We start from the raw sequence: 17,917 nt of genomic DNA, 5'->3' as shown, positions 1-17,917 counted from the left end.
GTGCGAAGATCTCGGGGTGCCCCGGATTCCTGCCCGCCCGCGCTCGTTCTGGGACGACGCGGTGGTGTACCAGCTCTACGTCCGGTCGTTCGCCGACAGCGACGGCGACGGCGTCGGTGACCTCGGCGGGGTGATCGGGCGGCTCGGCCACATCGCCGCACTCGGCGCCGACGCGATCTGGCTCAACCCGTGCTACCCGTCGCCGCAGGCGGACCACGGCTACGACATCGCCGACTACCACGCCGTCAACCCGGAGTACGGCACGCTCGAGACGTTCGACCGCCTGGTCGCCGAAGCCCACGCCCGCGGCCTGCGGGTCCTCATGGACCTCGTCCCCAACCACTGCTCGGAACGGCACCCCTGGTTCACCGCGGCACTGGCCGCCGGCCCGGGTTCCCCCGAGCGCGCGCGGTTCGTCTTCCGCGACGGCCGGGGTGACGAGCCACCCAACAACTGGCGGTCGGTCTTCGGCGGTCCGGCCTGGACCCGCGTCACCGAGCCGGACGGCACGCCCGGGCAGTGGTACCTGCACCTGTTCGCCCGCGAGCAGCCGGACTTCGACTGGCGCCACCCCGAGGTCCTGGCGTACTTCGACGACGTGCTGCGGTTCTGGTTCGACCGCGGTGTCGACGGGTTCCGCATCGACGTCTGCCACGGCCTGGTCAAGGACGCGGCCCTGCGCGACTGGCCGGGCGACGGCTACAACGCCCACAGCTGGAACCAGCCCGGGGTGCACGAGATCTTCCGCCGCTGGCACGCGCTCGCGGCCGGCTACGGCCCGGAGCGCGACCTGCTGCTCGTCGGCGAGGTGTGGGTGCCGGACCCGGCCGACCTCGACCACTACCTGCGGCCGGACGAGCTGCACCAGGCTTTCTCGTTCGACCTGCTGGTCCAGCCCTGGGACGCCCGGGCACTGCGGGCGGCGGTCGAGCGCACCACGGCCCGGACGACGGCGACCGGCGCTCCGGCGGCGTGGACGCTGGCCAACCACGACGTCCACCGGACGGTGACCCGCTACGGCATCACCCGCCCCGAGCCGGCCCCGGCCAGCAACGACGCGTTCGCTGCCCTCCTGCGCCCCCGCGGCGAGGTCGACGTCGAGCTCGGGCAGCGGCGGGCCCGCGCGGCGCTGCTCCTGCTGCTGGCCCTGCCCGGGTCGGTTTTCCTTTACCAGGGCGAGGAACTGGGCCTGCCGGAGGTCCTCGACCTGCCCGCCGAAGCCCGCCAGGACCCGGTGTTCCACCGCACGGGCGGCCGCGAGCAGGGCCGCGACGGCTGCCGCGTCCCGCTGCCGTGGACGGCGGACGCCCCGGCGTTCGGGTTCGGCACCGGGGTGCCGTGGCTGCCGCAGCCGGAGTGGTTCGGCCGGTACGCGGTCGACGTCCAGGAGGCCGACGAGGCGTCGGTCCTGCACTTCTCCCGCCGGGCGATCCAGGCGCGGCGGCACCTGGGGCTCGGCGCGCCGGGCCCGGTGGAGTGGCTCGACCCGGGCGACGACGCGGTGCTGGCGTTCCGGCGCGGGCAGCTGGTGTGCGCGGTCAACACCGGGAGCACGGCGTTCACCGCACCGGCCGCCTGGGGTGCGGCTGTGGTCAGCAGTGCCGGGAACAGCAGCGGCGGCAATTCCGGCGTGGCGGGCGATTCCGCAGCCTGGTTCCTGCCGGCGCGGTGATCAGGAACCGGCGGCCTTGCGCGCGCCGGGCCGGTGATCAGGAACCGGCGGCCTTCCGCGTGCCGTCGAGCCGGCGCGGGTCCACGCGGGGTGGCCACGTCTCCGCCGTGTACAGGCCGGTCGCGTGAGCCTTGGCGACCAGCGCCGTGCGGTTGGGCACCGCGAACCGGCGGACCAGGGCGCCGACGTGGTACTCCACGCCCTGGCGGCTCAGGTGGGCCCGCCGCGCCAGCTCGGTCGTCGGCACGCCCGCGGCGAGCCCCTCCAGGACCAGGGCCTCGAGCGGTGTCAGGAGCGGTGGCCGGGTCCGCTGCGGCCGGTCCGCGGCCCGGCGGACGGCCACCACGATCCGCCGCGAGCCCGCCAGTGCCAGTGCGGCCACCTCCGCGGCGACCACCGTGCCGCCCGGGCCGCGCAGCACCACGCGTTCGGTCGCCTCGGGCCGGGTGCCGGCGGCGAGCGCGGTCAAGGCGCGGCGCGGCCCGTCGGCGCAGTCCGGGTGCAGGAAGTCGAGGAGCCCCCGGTGCCGCAGTTCGAACGCCGACGCGCCGAACAGCTCGCCGAACGCCGGTTCGGCCGTCAGCACGCGGAAGGCTTCGTCGACGCACGCGACGTGCCACGCTTCGCTCATGTCACCCACCCCGTGGTTTTCGGATGCCCGTGCTCGGATGTCCTCATCCAACAAGCCGGGACGGCCGCCGCGGTACCCGCGATCCACGCGAGCGGCGGTGCCGCGGTGCGGAAACTCAGTGCGGAAACTCAGTCTTCGAGCGCGTGTGACGCCACCCGCGGCGGCCACAGCTCGGGCTGCAGCACCCCGGCCGCGTACGCCCGCGAGACGAGCGCGGCGCGGCTCGGCGCCCCGAGCTTCCGCAGCATCGCGCCGATGCGGTAGTCGACCGCCTGGCGGCTCAGGTACAGCCGCAGCGCGATGCGGACCGCCGGCTCGCCCGCCGCCAGTCCTTCCAGGATCCGCGCGTCCAGCGCGGCGAGCCGCACCGGTGCCTCGCCGGACGGCACCGGGCGCACCAGCAGCACCAGGCGCACCTCGCCGTCGTCGTCGATGGCCCGGCCCGTCACGTCGGCGAGGAACGGGCGGGGGCCCAGCCCGACGAGCCGCTCGTCGAACCGCTCGCCGGGGACCAGCCCGGCCGGCTCGCGCCGGAGCGTGTCCCGGTCCGCCGGCCGGAACCAGCCGCGGAACGGCGTGCCGATCACGTCGTCCGGCGTGGTGCCGAACAGGTCAGCGAAGGCGCCGTTGACCCGCCGGACCACCAGGTCGCGGCCGAGTTCGGCCATCCCGGCCCCCGGCTCCCCGTGTTCCGGGAGCCGTTTTCCCCGGCGCAGCGCCGCTTCGCTCATGCTGACCACCGTCCCTTCGCCCGCGGCTCCACCGATGTGCGGAACCGGCTCGCTCACGGTAGGCACGGGCCGCGGGAAACGCGGTGGTGGCGCAGGCAATTCAGGTCCGGGCGGAGCCGCCGTCCGCCGAACGCGGAACGGCTCCGGCTCCCGGGTCACCGGATGAGCCCACCGTCGACGTGCAGCACCGAGCCGGTGATGTACCGGGCCCGCGCGGACGCGAGGAACCCGGCCAGGTCGGCGACGTCGTCCGGCGTGCCGAACCGCCGCAGCGGGATGTCGGCCAGTGCGCGCTCGCGGGTGCGGTCGTCGAGCTCGGCGACCATGTCGGTGTCGATGAACCCCGGTGCCACGACGTTGACGCGCACGCCGTAGCGCCCGACCTCCTTGGCCAGAGCCTTGCAGAAGCCGATCGTGCCGGCCTTCGAGGCGCTGTAGTTGGTCTGCCCGGCGGCGCCGTGCACGCCGGCGATCGAGCTGATCGCGATCACCGTGCCCGCCTTGCGCTTCATCATCCCGAACACGACCGAGCGGCACACGTGGTAGACACCGTCCAGATTGGTCTCCAGCACGGCTTTCCAGTCCTCGTCCGGCATCCGGACCAGCAGCCGGTCACGGGTGATGCCCGCGGAGGTCACCGCGGCGGTGACCGGGCCGAGCTCGTCCTCGGTGCGGGCGACCCACGCCCGGACGGCTTCGGCGTCGGCGACGTCGACCCGCTCGGCCAGCGCCCGCACGCCCAGCTCGGCCAGTTCCTTCTCGACCTCGCGCGCGGCGTCTTCGTCGGTGCGGTAGCAGAAGGCGACGTCGAAGCCGTCGCGGGCCAGGCGGAGCGCGACCGCCCGGCCGATGCCCCGCGAGCCGCCGCTGACCAGCGCCACCCCGCTCATCGCGGGCCGCCCAGCCGCAGCACCGCGCACACCACCGCGCCGTCGCGGTCGGCCGAGCCGACGACGGCGACGTCACCGGGTTCGCCGGTCGCCAGTACCCCGGCGACGTGGAACATGGCCGTCGCCGCGCCGGTGTCGCCGATCAGGTCCGCCACCGGGTCGGCCCGGCCCGGCACGCCGGACCAGAACTCGATCGCGACGTCGTCCGCGGACACGCCCGCCGCGGCCAGCGCATCGTCCACACAGGACGTAAGCGTGCCCTCGAGGTCGCCGGTCAGCGCCACGCGCGACCGCACGGCGAGCACCTCCGCCAGCGCCGGGCGCTCCCCGGCGGGCTCGACGCGCAGCACCACGCAGCCCTCGCCGAGCACGCCGCCAACGCTGTCGGCAACACTGTGGGACTCGATCCAGGACCGCGTGTCGGAGTACTCCTCGACGGCACCGACGAGCACGTTCGACGCCCGGCCGGCCCGCAGCAGGCGGAGCGCGCAGGCCAGCGCCGAAAGACCGGCCGGCCGCCCGCCGGCCAGCGTCACGTTCGGCCCGGTCAGGCTGTGCCAGATCGCGCACTGCCCCGCGGCGGAGTTCATGATCGAGTTCGGCATCCGGGCCGCGTCGACGAAGTAGGGCTTGGCTTCGGTGAAGGACGAGCGGCTGAAGTCCATGGTGCTCTGCAGGCTGCCCATGGTGCCGAGCACCAGCCCGGAGCGGTCCCCGCGTTCGGCGGGCCGGTCGGCGGTCAGGCGGCCGACGGCCCACACGGCGAGCCCGATGAGCCGGTCCATCGACCGGGTGCCCTTGCGGCCCAGCAGCTCGCGGGCGTCGAACCCGGGCACCAGGGCCGTCCGGTGGACCGCGCCGTCGGACACCGGCGCCGCGCGGCCGCCGCGCAGACCATCCACAAAGGACTCGCGGTCGATGCCGTAGGGCGAGACCGCCGTCCACGCCGTGATGACCGGGTTCACCGGGCCACCTCCTCGTCGAACCGGCCGAGGACGACGACGGCGTTGTTGCCGCCGAACGCGAGGCCGTTGTTCTGCACGATCTTCAGTTCGGCGTCGACCGCGTGGTTGGGCACGCAGTCGATGGCGCACTCCGGGTCGGTTTCGCGGTGGTTGATGGTCGGCGGGATGAACCGGTGGGTGATGCCCAGCCCGCACGCGATGGCCGCCAGCGCGCTCGCGGCACCCATCGCGTGGCCGAGCATCGCCTTGAACGACACGGTCGGCGGCGGCTTCTCCCCGTACACGTCCCGGATCGCCCCCGTTTCGGTCACGTCGTTCGCCGGGGTGCCGGTGCCGTGCGCCGAGATCAGGTCCACCTCGGCCGGCTCGACCCCGGCGTCGGCCAGTGCCAGCTCGATGCACTCCTTGATGCTCGCCCGGTCGGGCGCGACGGGGTGCAGGGCGTCGCAGTTGAGCGCGTACCCGAGCACTTCGGCGTAGATCGGGGCCCCGCGGCGCAGCGCGGACTCCGCGGTCTCCAGCACGATCACCCCGGCTCCCTCCCCGGTGAGGATGCCCTTCCGCCCCGAGTCGAACGGGCGGCAGCAGTCCGGGGCCACCGTCCCGAGCCGGTAGAAGCCGGCGAACGTCTTGCGGCACAGGGAATCCGCGCCGCCGCACAGGGCGAAGTCCGCTTCCCCCGCGCGGACGGCGTCGAACCCGGTGCCGATGGCGTAGTTCCCGGCCGAGCATGCGGTGGCCACCGTGACCGCTTCCACATCGGACAGGGCGAGGTCGTGGGCGATCGCGGCGGACAGCCGGGTGGCCGTCGAGCGCCGGGCCAGCACCGGGTCCATCGCCGCCGGTCCGTGGGCGAGCTCCAGTTCGGCCAGCCGGTCGAGGTCGTGGGCCTCGCCGTCGGTGGTGCCGACGCAGATCATGCCGCGCCGGGCGCGCAGCTCGGCTTCGGTGAACCCGGCGTCCTCGACGGCCATCCGGGACGCCGCGACGGCGAACCGGCTCGCCCGGCCGAGCTCGTCCGGGTCGACCCGGTGGATCCAGGGCCGCGGGTCGAACCCCGCGACCTCACACCCCATCGTGCGCTCGAACCCTTCGGTGTCGAAGACGCTGATCGGCCGGGCGCCGCTGCGGCCCGCTCGCAGCGCCCCCGCGAACTCGGCCCGGCCGATCCCGATGCTCGACACGACCCCGAGCCCGCTCACCACCACCCGGCGGCTCATCAGATCGCTTCCGCCTCGGTGACGACGTGGTAGACGCCGTCGAGCGTGAGCATCGTCTTCAGCTGCGACTCGGCGATCCGGATGCGGTAGCGCTTCTCGCACTGGGACACCAGCTCGATGAGCGACAGCGAGTCGACGCCGTGGTCGTCGACGAACGAGCTCGTGCCGTCGACCTCCCCGGGCTCGAGTTCGAGCACGTCGCACACCAGGTCACGCAGCTCCTCGTAGAGCTCGACCTTCACCTCGGTCATGACGGGCTCCTATTCACCCATGGCGCGGACGAGACTCGCCGGCCGCATGTCGGTCCAGTTCTCTTCGACGTAGGCCAGCGCGGCTTCGCGGGTCGCGTCGCGCAGGACCACCGTCCAGCCGGCGGGCACTTCGGCGAAGGCCGGCCACAGGGAGTGCTGCTGCTCGTCGTTGACGAGCACGTGGAAGGTGCCGTCGGCGTCGTCGAACGGGTTGCTCATCGCTGCTCCTTTCGGGGATCGTGCGCCAAGTCAAGCAGCGCGGTGGCGAGAATTTCGCCAATGTGCTTCAGCGGTCCGGGCTTGGTCAGGTCGGCGTGTGCGGCGTCGACTGCGTGGACGTCGACGGCATCGACGTGCGGTCCCCAGACCCCGGCCGGGTCGTCGGGCGCGTCCGTGGCGGCGAAGTGCAGCAGCCGCCCGGCGTAGCGGCCGGGCACGAACTTCTTCGCCAGCTCGTCGTTGTTGCGCCACACCGCCACCAGCCGCCGCAACTGCTCTTCGCCGAAGTCCGGCGAGCGCCCGGAGCCGGCGACCGCGTCCAGGATCGTGCTGTGGATCTCCCGCTCCCCCACCGGTTCGCCGGTGCTCGCCAGCGGGTGGCTGTCCAGGCTGACCAGGATCGCGACCTCCTCACCCTGCTGCTGCAGCAGGGCCGCGACGTGGTGGGCGACGAGCCCGCCGAACGACCAGCCCAGCAGGTGGTACGGCCCGGACGGCTGGATCTCCCGGATCCGGCCGAGGTAGTCCGCGGCCATCTCCTCCAGCGACGCCGGCAGGGGCTCGTCCCCGGCCAGGCCGCGGGCCTGGAGGCCGTAGACCGGCCGCCGCGGGTCGAGGTGCGGCAGCAGCCCGGCGTAGGACCAGCTCAGCGCGCCCACGGGGTGGACGCAGAACAGCGGCGGCAGGTCCCCGCCGGTCCGCAGCGGGAGCACCGGGTCGAACGCGCTTTCGCGGGCGTCGGCGCCGTCGAGGCGCTCGGCCAGGCCGGCGACCGTCGGCCGTTCGAACAACGCGCGGACGCTCAGCTCGGCGCCCAGCGTGGCCCGGATCCGGCTGACCAGGCGGGTCGCGGTGAGCGAGTGCCCGCCCAGGCGGAAGAAGTCGTCGTCGATCCCGACGGACGGCACGTCCAGCACCTCGGCGAACACCGCGCACAGCGTGCGTTCGCGGTCGGTGCGCGGCGCGCGGCCGCTGCCCGGCACCTCCGGTGCGGGCAGCGCGGCCCGGTCCAGTTTCCCGCTGACGGTCACCGGGAACGCGTCGAGTGCGACGAAGGCCGAAGGCACCATGTACTGCGGCAACCGCTTGCCCGCGTGCGCCCGCAGCGCCTCGGCAGTGACGTCGGCACCGGCTTTCCCGATGACGTAGGCGACGAGCTGGTGGTCGCCCGCGGCGAGCGGACGCGGCAGCACGACCACGTCCGAGACGCCGTCGTGGCCCCGCAGCACGGCCTCGATCTCCCCCGGCTCGACCCGCACGCCACGCACCTTGACCTGGTGGTCGACCCGGCCGAGGTACTCGACCTCGCCGTCGTGGTTCCAGCGGGCCCGGTCACCGCTGCGGTACATCCGGGCGCCAGGCGGCCCGAACGGGTTCGCGACGAACCGCTCGGCGGTCAGCCCGGGTTTGCCCTGGTAGCCGCGTGCCAGTTGCACGCCGGCGAGGTACAGCTCGCCGGCCACCCCGGGCGGCACCGGACGCAGCCAGCGGTCCAGCACGTACGCCTGGGTGTTCCACAGTGGACGTCCGATGGGGACGGTCGCGGCCGGGCCCGGCGGGGACGTCCACGCGGTGACTTCGATCGTGGTTTCGGTGGGGCCGTAGAGGTTGTGCAGTTCGACGTCCAGGGTCGCGTGGAGCCGGTCGCGCAGGGCGGGGGTGAGGGTTTCGCCGCTGCAGAACACGCGGCGCAGGCCGGTGAGGCCGGCCGCTTCGGGCAGGAACTCCCGCAGCATCGACGGGACGAAGTGGACGTCGGTGACGCCGTGCCGCCGGATGGCGTCGGCGAGGTAGCGCGGGTCGCGGTGGCCGTCGGGCCGGGCGAGCACGAGCGTCCCGCCGGAGACCAGCGGCCAGAAGAACTCCCACAGCGCCACGTCGAACCCGCACGAGGTCTTCTGCAGCACCCGGCCCGGGCGGCCGAACGTCTCGTGCATCCACAGCAGCCGGTTGGCCAGGGCCGCGTGCGAGACGACGACGCCCTTCGGCTTGCCGGTCGATCCCGACGTGTAGATCACGTACGCCGCGCCGTCTCCCGAGAACGGGCCGGTGAGCTCGGCGTCTCCGTCGATCCGGACGTCGTCGAGGACGAACACGGGCCGGGCGTCCTCGAGGAGGTGGGCGACGCGGTCGGCCGGGTGGTCCGGGTCGATCGGCAGGAATGCGGCCCCGGTGCGCAGCACCGCGAGCAGCGCGACCACCAGGTCCACCGACCGCGGCAGCGCGATCGCGACCACGCGTTCCGGCCCGGCACCGCGGCTTGCCAGTGCCCGCGCGAGCCGGTCCACCCGGACGTTCAGCTCCCGGTAGGTGACCTGCTCGTCCTCGTCGACCGCGGCGATCGCCTCCGGGGTCGCGACGGTCTGGCCGCGGACCAGCTCCGGCACGGTCACGGCCGGGATGGGGTGCGCGGTGGCGTTCCACCCGGTCACGACCCGCTCGCGTTCGGCGTCGCCGGTCAGCTCCAGCGCGCCGACCAGGCCGGCCGGGTCGGCGACGGCGGCCCGCAGGACCCGGACCAGCCAGGCGGCGATCCGCTCGGCGGTGCCGCGGTCGAACAGGTCGGTGCTGTACTCCAGCGATCCGGCGAGCCCGGCCGGAACGCCGCCGTCGTGGCGCTCGGCGTAGTCGAAGAGCAGGTCGAACTTCGCGGTGTCGGTCTCCACGCTGTCGACCACGGCCTGCACTCCGTCGGGTTCGTCGCCCGCGTCCGGCACGTTCCGGGCCACGAGCATGACCTGGAACAGCGGGTTCCGCGCCAGCGACCGCGCGGGGTTGAGCGCGTCGACGACCAGCTCGAAGGGCACGTCCTGGTGCGCGAACGCGGCCAGGTCGGTCTCGCGGACGCGGGCCAGCAGCTCCTCGAACGACAGGTCGCCCGAGACGTCGGTCCGCAGGACCAGGGTGTTGACGAAGAAGCCGACGAGGTCTTCCAGGGCCCGGTCGGTGCGGCCGGCGACCGCGGTGCCGATCGGGATGTCCGTGCCCGCCCCGAGTTTCGCCAGTGTCACCGCCAGCGCGGCCTGCACGGCCATGAACACCGTCGTCCCGGTGCGGCGGGCCAGCTCGGCCAGGCCCCGGTGGGTGGCGGCGTCCACGTCGAGCGGGACGCGGTCGCCGCGCAGGGACAGCGCGGCCGGGCGCGGGCGGTCGAACGGCAGGGCCAGCTCGTCCGGCGCGCCGTCGAGGGCGTGGCGCCAGAAAGCGAGCTGGGTGCGCACCGCACTGTCCGGATCGGACTCCTCGCCGAGGCTTTCCCGTTGCCACACGGCGAAGTCGGCGTACTGCACGAGCAGGTCCGGCCAGCCGGGTGCCGCACCGGCGGTCCGCGCGCGGTAGGCGGTGGTGAAGTCGGCGGTGAGCGGGCCGAACGACCACGCGTCCCCGGCGATGTGGTGCAGCACCAGGGCCAGCACGTACTCGCCGCCGCCCGTGTCGAACAGCCGGACGCGCAGCGGCAGGTCTCTGGTGAGGTCGAACCCTTCGCGGACGAACTCCTCGACCGCGATCTCCCCGGCGACGTCGAAGCGCAGGCGGGCCAGGGCTTCGCCGGGGTCGAGGACGTGCTGGTACGGGGAGCCGTCGTGCTCCGGGAAAACCGTGCGCAGGCTCTCGTGGCGGACGACGACGTCCCCGAGCGCGGCCCGGACGGCGTCGACGTCGACCTCGCCGGTCAGCCGCACCACGGTCAGGATGTGGTACGCCACACCGCCGTCGCCGAGCTGGTCGAGGAACCACAGCCGCTGCTGCGCGAACGACAGCGGGACGCGCTCGGGCCGCGTCCCTGCCCGCAGTGCCGGGCGGGCCGGCGCGGCCGCGGCCTCGATCGCGCGGGCGAGCCCGGCGACGGTGGGGGCCTCGAAGACCGCCGAAACCGGCAGCTCGGCCCCGAAGACCGCGCGGACGCGGCCGACCAGGCGGGTGGCCAGCAGCGAATGCCCGCCCAGCTCGAAGAAGCTGTCGCCGGTCCCGATCCCGGGCCGGCCAAGGACGTCCGCGAAGAGCCCGCACAGGATCTCCTCGCGCGGCGTCTTCGGCTCGCCGCCGGTCGCGGCGGCCACCGGCCACGCCGGTTCGGGCAGGGCGCGCCGGGCGATCTTGCCGTTGCCGTCGACCGGCAGCTCCGGCAGCGGCACCAGGACCGCGGGCACGAGCGCCACCGGCAGCTTGCCCGCCAGTGCCGTGCGCGCCGCGGCAACGTCGAAGTCGCCGCCGGGCACCACATAGCCGACGAGGGAGGGCTGGCCCGCGGGGTCGGGCCGGACCGCGGCGGCGGCGGCGCGGACGCCGGCCAGCGCGTGCAGCGCGGCCTCGACCTCGCCCAGCTCGATGCGCACGCCCCGCACCTTGACCTGGTCGTCGGCGCGGCCGAAGTACTCCAGTTCGCCGTCGCGGTTCCAGCGGACGCGGTCGCCGGTGCGGTACAGCCGTGAACCGGGCGGGCCGAACGGGTTCGCCACGAACCGCTCGGCGGTGCCGCCGGCGCGTCCGGCGTACCCACGGGCGACGCCCGCGCCGCCGGCGTACAGCTCGCCGACCACGCCCGGCGGGACGGGCCGCAGCTCCGGGCCCAGCACGTAGAGCTGCGTGTTGCGCACCGGCCGCCCGATCGGGACGACGTCGCCGGGCCCGAGGACCGCGTGCGTGACGTCGTCCGAGCACTCGGTGGGGCCGTAGGCGTTGACCAGGCCGATGCCCGGGAACCGGGCGAACCAGCGGTCGCGCAGGTCGGGCGGGAACGCCTCGCCGGTGACCAGCAGCCGGCGCACTGCGGCCAGCTCCAGGCGCGGGTCCCAGTCGTCGAGGGCGGTGCGCAGCAACGACGGCACCACCTCGACCACGGTCACCTCGTCGGCGTCGACGACGTCGAACAGCCGCCGCGGGTCGGACCGCAGGTCGGCGCCCACGATCCGCACGGCGCCGCCGGTCAGCAGCGCGGAGAACAGCTGCCACACCGAGATGTCGAACGTCAGCGGGGCGTTCTGCAGCACGGTGTCGGCCGCGGTCAGCCCGAGGTCCTCGATCTTGGCGAGCAGGTGGTTCACCATGCCGCCGTCGTGGACGACGACGCCCTTGGGCCGTCCGGTCGAGCCGGAGGTGAACAGGACGTACGCGGCATCGCCGGGACGCCGAGGCACCGGCGTGAAGTCCGTTGTGGACGAACGCGCGGTGAGCACCCGCAAGCCGGGCACGGCCGCGGCGATCTCCTCCGCCCGAGGGCGGGACTCCTCGGGCGCCAGCAGCAGCTCGGCGCCCGCGTCGGTCAGCATGCCCGCGATTCGTTCCACGGGGGCCGCCGGATCCACCGGCACGTACGCGCCGCCCGCGGCCCAGACCCCGAGCACCGAGCCGGCGAACCCGCGGCCGGGGTCACCGAGCACACCCACCACCGGTGCGCCGCCGGACAGTGCCCCGGACAGAGCCCCGGACAGAGCCCCGGCCACGCCCGAGGCGAAGGCCCACAGCTCGCGGTAGGACCACACGCCGTCGTCGTCGGCGACCGCCACCGCACGGGGGGCCGCCCGCACGAACTCCCGCACCCTGCTGGGCACGTCCACGAACTGCTCGCCGCGCGCGGTGTCGTTCCACGTGGTCAGCACCAGGTCGCGTTCGGCGGGCTCCAGCACGGTGAACGCGCTGATCGGCAGGTCCGGGGCCGCGACCAGGTCGCCGAGCAGCCGGACCAGCCGCCGGGCGATGGCGTGCGCGGTCTCCGGGTCGAACAGGTCGAGGGCCGCTTCCAGGAAGGCCCGGATGCCCGCGGGCGCGCCGTCGCCGGTGTGCCGCTCCCGCATGATGAACATGAGGTCGTAGTCCATGGCTTCGAGGGCCTGGTGTTCGAAGCGGGCGTCCAGGCCGGCGAACTCGAACCGCACTTCGTCGAGGTTCTCGAACTCGAGCATCACCTGGAACAGCGGGTGCCGGGCGGCCGAGCGCACCGGGTTGAGCGCGTCGACGACCCGCTGGAACGGCACGTCCTGGTGGCTGAACGCGGCCAGGTCGGTGCGCCGGACCCGGGTCAGCAGCTCGCGGAACGTCGGGTCGCCGCCGAGGTCGGTGCGCAGCACGAGGACGTTGACGAAGTTGCCGATGAGGTCGTCGAGCGCTTCGTCGGTGCGCCCGGCCACCGCGGTGCCGAGCGGGATGTCCGTGCCCGCGCCGAGCTTGCCCAGCAGCACCGCGAGCGCGGCCTGCACGATCATGAACGCCGTGGTGCCGGTCTGGCGGCCGACGTCGGTGAGCGTGCGGTGGATCGCCGCGTCGATCTCGAAGTCGATGCCGTGGCCGCGGTAGGTCGGCGTCGCCGGACGGGGCCGGTCGGCGGGCAGCGTCAGCTCCTCGGGCAGCCCGGCCAGCGCCGACTGCCAGTACGCCAGCTGGCGCGAGATCCCGCTGTCCGGATCGGAGTCTTCGCCGAGGATCGAGTGGTGCCACCGCGCGTAGTCCGCGTACTGCACCTTCAGCGGTGTCCACTGTGGAGCGTGGCCGGCGAGGCGGGCGCGGTAGGCGTCGGCGAAGTCGCGGGCCAGCGGCACCAGCGACCAGCCGTCGACGGCGATCTGGTGCAGGACCAGGACGAACAGGTGCTCGTCGGCGGCCTCGCGGAACAGCACCGCCCGCACCGGCAGTTCGGTGGTGGTGTCGAAGCGCCGGTTCACCGACGCGATCTCCCCGGGGCCGCGGACGTCCAGGCGGGCCAGCTCCCGGGCCTGCGTGGCGGCCAGGATCCGCTGCCGCGGTTCGCCGCCGACGACGGGGTACAGCGTGCGCAGGGACTCGTGCCGCTCGACGACGTCGCCCAGCGCGGCGGAGAACGCTTCGACGTCGAGTTCGCCGTGCAGCCGGACGGCCAGCGGGGGCATTTCCAGCGAGCCGTCCCGCCCGGCGATCTCGTCGATGAACCAGAACCGTTCCTGGACCGACGACAGCCGCAGGTCCGCCTCCGGCCGCGGCATCGCCGTCAGCATGGGGCGTGCCGCAGCTTCGCCGTCGAGGCGCACCGCCAGCTCGGCGACGGTCGGGGCCTCGAAGATCGCCCGAACCCCCGGGTCGGTGCCCAGGACGGTGCGGATCCGCCCGGCCAGCCGGGTGGCGAGGACCGAATGCCCGCCGAGGTGGAAGAAGTTGTCCCCGGCACCGACCGACGGCAGCTTGAGCACCTCGGCGAACAGCCCGCAGAGGATCTCCTCCAGCGAGGTCCGCGCGCGGCGGTCCCGCACCCCGGAGAAGTCCGGCGCGGGCAGCGCCCGGCGGTCCACCTTCCCGTGGGAGGTCAGCGGGAACGCGTCCAGGACCACGAAGGCCGACGGCACGCAGTGCTCGGGCAGCCGGGCCGCCGCCCGCGCGCGCAGCTCGTCCGCGCCCGCCGTGCCGGTCACGTAGGCGACCAGGCGGCGGTCGCCGTCGTCGTCGCGGGCGAGCACGACCACGCCGGTGACGCCGTCGCCGTCGGCGAGCACGGCTTCGACCTCGCCGGGTTCGATGCGGAAGCCGCGGATCTTGACCTGCTCGTCGGCGCGGCCGCGGAACTCCAGCTCGCCGCCGGTCCAGCGGACGCGGTCGCCGGTGCGGTACATCCGCGTCCCCGCCGGGCCGAACGGGTCGGCGACGAACCGCTCGGCGGTGAGCCCGGGACGGCGGAGGTAGCCGCGGGCGACCTGGGCGCCGGCGAGGTACAGCTCGCCGGTGACACCGGGCGGCACCGGCCGCAGGGCGGAGTCGAGCACGTAGGCGTCGGTGTTCGCGACCGGCCGCCCGATCGGCGGCGCCTCCTCGACCGGCCCGGGCAGCCGGAAGCCGGTGGCGTTGATGGTGGTTTCGGTGGGGCCGTAGAAGTTGACGACCCCGCGGGTCGCCGCGCGCAGCCGGTTCGCCAGCTCGGCCCCGACCGCCTCGCCGCCGACGATGGCCCGCAGCCCGGCGAGCGCGGCGGCGTCCTCTTCCAGGACGTAGTGCCACAGGGCGGGCCCGGCGTCCAGCAGGGTGATCCGGGCTTCGCGAATCAACCGGGTCAGCGCGACCGGGTCGCGGACGGTGTCGTGGCCGGCGACGACCAGCGTGGCCCCGGCGACCAGTGGCGCGAACAGTTCTTCGAGCGCGATGTCGAACGTCGGCGCCGCGACGGCCAGCACCCGGTCCCCCGGGGCGTGCCCGCAGGTGCGGACGACGTCGGCGATCGCGTTGGCCAGCGCGCCCACCGGCACCACGACCCCCTTGGGGCGCCCGGTCGAGCCCGACGTGGTGATCACGTACGCGGGGTGCTCCGGCCGCACGGCGCGCGGCGGGGCGGTGCCGGGGTGGTCACCGGTTTCGGCGTCGCGCAGCACGACGACCGGTTCGGTGTCGGCGATCAGCCCGGCGACGCGCTCGGCCGGGTACCCGGGGTCGACCGGGAAGTACGCCGCGCCGGCCTTGGCGACCGCGAGCGCGGCGACGACCAGGTCCACCGAGCGCGGCAGCACGACGGCCACCACCTGCTCCGGCCCGGCACCCGCGTCGATCAGCCGGTGGGCCAGCCGGTTGGCTCGCACGTCCAGCTCGCGGTAGGTCACGGCGACGCCGTCGTGCTCGACGGCCACGGCATCCGGCGTGCGGGCCGCCTGGGCCTCGACCAGGTCCGCGACCGGCAGGCGCGCCGCGCGCCGCGGCCCACGGCCCGCGGCCAGCACGGCTTCCCGTTCGGCCGCGGTGAGCGGGGACAGCCGTCCCAACGGAAGGTCCGGCTCGGCGACCACGGTGCGCAGGAGGTCGAGGACGCGGTCGGCGGTGCGGCGGGCGGTCCCGGCGTCGAGGACGTCGTCGCGGTACTCCAGCCGCAGGCTCAGGCGCTGGTTCGGCACCACGGTGAGGCTGAGCGCGTAGTGCGTGGCGTCCCGCGCTTCGGCGGCACTGGCCCGCAGCCCGGCGATCTCGCCGTCGAAGCCCTCGGCGGCGAGCGGGTAGCTCTCGAAGACGAACGCCGCGTCGAACAGCTCGCCGAGCCCGGCTTGCTGCTGGACCTCCCCGAGCGCGAGGTGCTGGTGCGGCAGGAGCCCGAACTGCTCGCGCTGCAGGCGCGCGAAGGTGCCGGCCAGGGTCGCGGCCGGGTCGAGCCGGACGCGGACGGGCAGGGTGTTGATGAACAGCCCGACCATGTCCGCGATGCCCGCGACCTCCGGCGGCCGTCCCGCGGTGACCGCGCCGAACACGACGTCGGAGCGGCCGGTGAGCCCGCCGAGCACGATCGCCCAGCAGCCCTGCAGCACGGTGTTGAGCGTCAGCCCTTCGGCCCGCGCCCACGCGGTGACGTCCGCGGTCAGCCGCTCCGGCACGTCGACGACCAGTGCCTCGGGCAGCCGCGGTTCGCGCAGGCGGCCGGGGCCGGCGACGAGCGTCGGCTCGGCGAGGCCGTCGAGGGCTTCGCGCCAGGCCTGCTCGGCCGCGGCCCGGTCCTGGCCGCGCAGCCACCGCAGGTAGGCGCGGTGGTCGGGCACCGGCGGCACCGGCCGGCCGGCGTAGTGCGCGAAGAGGTCGCGCAGGATCAACGGCATCGACCAGCCGTCGGCGAGGACGTGGTGGTTGGTCGAGACGAACCGGTGGCGCTTCTCGTCCAGCCGGATCAGCAGGAACCGCAGCAGCGGCGGGTTTTCGACGTCGAACGGGCGGGTCCGTTCCTCGTCGACGACGGCGTCCGCTTCGCCGTCCGGGCGGCCGCGCAGGTCGAGCTCGCGCCACGGCAGCCGGGCGCGCGCCGGGACGACCTGCACCGGCTCCCCCGAGCGGCGGCGCCGGAAGCACGCGCGCAGCGGCGCGTGCCGGTCCAGCAGCGCCTGCCCGGCCGCGCGCAGCCGTTCGGCGTCGAGGTCGCCTTCGAGGTCGACGACGAGCTGGACGTGGTAGACGTCCGTGCCGCGGTCGCTCAGCGCGGCGTGGAAGAGCAGCCCTTCCTGCAGCGGCGTCAGCGGCAGGACGTCCTGCAGTCCCTGGGTTGTCACAGCGATCCCTCCCGGGCGAAGTCGGCGAGGAACGCCACGAACCGCGACGCGTGCGCGGCCACCTCGTCCTGGTCGTACAGCGCGGGGTTGGCGATGACCGTGAGCGGCAGGCCGCCGTCCGGGGTTTCGCCGATGACGAATTCGATGTCGTCGACCTGGCCGGTGGACACGTCGTGCACGGTCGCGCGGCAGCCGCCGAAGTGCCGTTCCTGGCCGACGCGCAGGATGTTCACGGTCGGGCCGAACGGCCGCGGATCCCCGGGCAGGCCCATGTGCTCGCGCACCCGCCGCCCGCGGTAGCGCTGGTGCCGCACCGTCCGCTTGATCTCCACGGCCGCCTCCGTGACGAGCTCGCCGCGGGTCATCCCGGGCCGGACGGTCACCGGCACCGGCACCGCGTTCGCCACCATGCCGGGGATCGGCCGCAGCTGCGCGTCCGTGCGGGCGGTGGTCAGCAGGTTCAGCAGGACGTCGGTCGTGCCGGTGATCCGCTCGACGTAGGCCGCGGTCGCGGCGATCAGCAGTACGGGCAGGGCCGCCCGGACCTCCCACGCGGCCGCCCTGAGCTGCTGCGCGACCGCGCCGGGCACCACCTCGGACTCCCGGACGAAGTCGGCCGCGGGCACGAACGGACGGCTCGACAGGGTCGTCGGCTCGCACTCGCCGGGGAAGCGGCTCGCCCACACCGCCCGGTCGGTTCCGTGCCGGGCGGGATCGGCGTGGTAGGCGACGTCGTCCTCGACCAGGAGCCGCAGGGGCGCCGGCGCGCCCTTCCCGGCGTCCGGTCCGGCGTCGTAGATGTCGAGGATGCGCCGGAACAGCAGGAGCTGGCTGAAGCCGTCGGACACGACGTGGTGCACGCACACGTAGCCCAGGTGGTGCTCGGGGGCGAGCCGGATCAGCGCGAACCGGGGCAGCATCGGCGCGGTCAGGTCGAACGGCGTGCGGACGTCCGCCCGCATCCACGCTTCGGCCGCGTCCCGGCTCAGTTCGAGCCGCGCGATCTCGGGTTCGGCGGCCACGACGGCCTGGCGCGTCTCGCCGGCTTCGGGCACGAACCGCACGCGCAGGGTTTCGGCTTCCCGGACGGCGGTCCGCACCGCGGCCGTCCACCGGGCGGGGTCGAGCGGGCCGTGGATGTCGTAGACGCCGCCGAGGTTGTACACCGCGTTGCCCGGCTCGCGGACGCAGCGCTGCCACAGCTCCGACTGGGCGGCGGTCAGCGGTAGCGCGGTTTCGGGCATCGGGGAGCTCCTCTCCGGAGGCGGGTGGGGGCCGCCAGTATCGGCAAGGCACGACTGGCAAAGCGCAAAAGCGACGTTGGCGCCATGCCAGTGCGGGCACGGCCAGGATCGGCGGGCAAC

General features: G+C 74.5%; 10 protein-coding genes. 1 reads left to right on the top strand and 9 read right to left on the bottom strand.

Features of this window, described 5'->3' with window-relative positions:
- Positions 1-16 precede the first annotated feature (16 nt).
- Positions 17-1,672, top strand: a complete 1,656-nt coding sequence (locus tag BLW76_RS19640) for a glycoside hydrolase family 13 protein (protein WP_091309465.1) — start codon at positions 17-19, stop codon at positions 1,670-1,672.
- A 37-nt stretch (positions 1,673-1,709) separates the two neighbouring features.
- Here BLW76_RS19640 and BLW76_RS19635 read toward each other — a convergent pair whose 3' ends face one another.
- From BLW76_RS19635 to BLW76_RS19595, 9 genes are all read right to left on the bottom strand, one after another.
- Complete coding sequence (locus BLW76_RS19635) at positions 1,710-2,303, bottom strand: helix-turn-helix transcriptional regulator (RefSeq protein ID WP_091309464.1); 594 nt, start codon at positions 2,301-2,303, stop codon at positions 1,710-1,712.
- A 128-nt stretch (positions 2,304-2,431) separates the two neighbouring features.
- Positions 2,432-3,034, bottom strand: a complete 603-nt coding sequence (locus BLW76_RS49200; protein WP_143060645.1) for a PAS domain-containing protein — start codon at positions 3,032-3,034, stop codon at positions 2,432-2,434.
- 155 nt (positions 3,035-3,189) lie between these two features.
- A complete protein-coding gene (gene fabG, locus BLW76_RS19625) occupies positions 3,190-3,924 on the bottom strand; it encodes a 3-oxoacyl-[acyl-carrier-protein] reductase (protein WP_091309460.1) in 735 nt (244 codons plus the stop codon).
- Positions 3,921-4,889: a beta-ketoacyl synthase N-terminal-like domain-containing protein gene (locus tag BLW76_RS19620; protein WP_091309457.1), complete on the bottom strand. Its 969-nt coding sequence runs from the start codon at positions 4,887-4,889 to the stop codon at positions 3,921-3,923. Before BLW76_RS19620 ends, fabG begins: the two co-directional genes overlap by 4 nt.
- On the bottom strand, positions 4,886-6,109 hold the full coding sequence (locus tag BLW76_RS19615; RefSeq protein WP_091309456.1) for a beta-ketoacyl-[acyl-carrier-protein] synthase family protein: 1,224 nt from the start codon (positions 6,107-6,109) through the stop codon (positions 4,886-4,888). Before BLW76_RS19615 ends, BLW76_RS19620 begins: the two co-directional genes overlap by 4 nt.
- Positions 6,109-6,360, bottom strand: a complete 252-nt coding sequence (locus BLW76_RS19610) for an acyl carrier protein (RefSeq protein WP_091309453.1) — start codon at positions 6,358-6,360, stop codon at positions 6,109-6,111. The genes BLW76_RS19615 and BLW76_RS19610 overlap by 1 nt, the downstream gene beginning before the upstream one ends.
- 9 nt (positions 6,361-6,369) lie before the next feature.
- Complete coding sequence (locus tag BLW76_RS19605) at positions 6,370-6,579, bottom strand: MbtH family protein (RefSeq protein WP_091309452.1); 210 nt, start codon at positions 6,577-6,579, stop codon at positions 6,370-6,372.
- Complete coding sequence (locus BLW76_RS19600) at positions 6,576-16,553, bottom strand: non-ribosomal peptide synthetase (protein ID WP_167384656.1); 9,978 nt, start codon at positions 16,551-16,553, stop codon at positions 6,576-6,578. The genes BLW76_RS19605 and BLW76_RS19600 overlap by 4 nt, the downstream gene beginning before the upstream one ends.
- Positions 16,550-17,797, bottom strand: a complete 1,248-nt coding sequence (locus BLW76_RS19595; protein ID WP_091309446.1) for a condensation domain-containing protein — start codon at positions 17,795-17,797, stop codon at positions 16,550-16,552. Before BLW76_RS19595 ends, BLW76_RS19600 begins: the two co-directional genes overlap by 4 nt.
- Positions 17,798-17,917 lie beyond the last annotated feature (120 nt).

The sequence above is a fragment of the Amycolatopsis tolypomycina genome (genome assembly GCF_900105945.1).
GTDB classification, from domain to species: Bacteria; Actinomycetota; Actinomycetes; order Mycobacteriales; family Pseudonocardiaceae; genus Amycolatopsis; species Amycolatopsis tolypomycina.
Note: the sequence above shows the minus strand (reverse complement) of the source record. Positions and strands in the feature narration are given on the sequence as shown.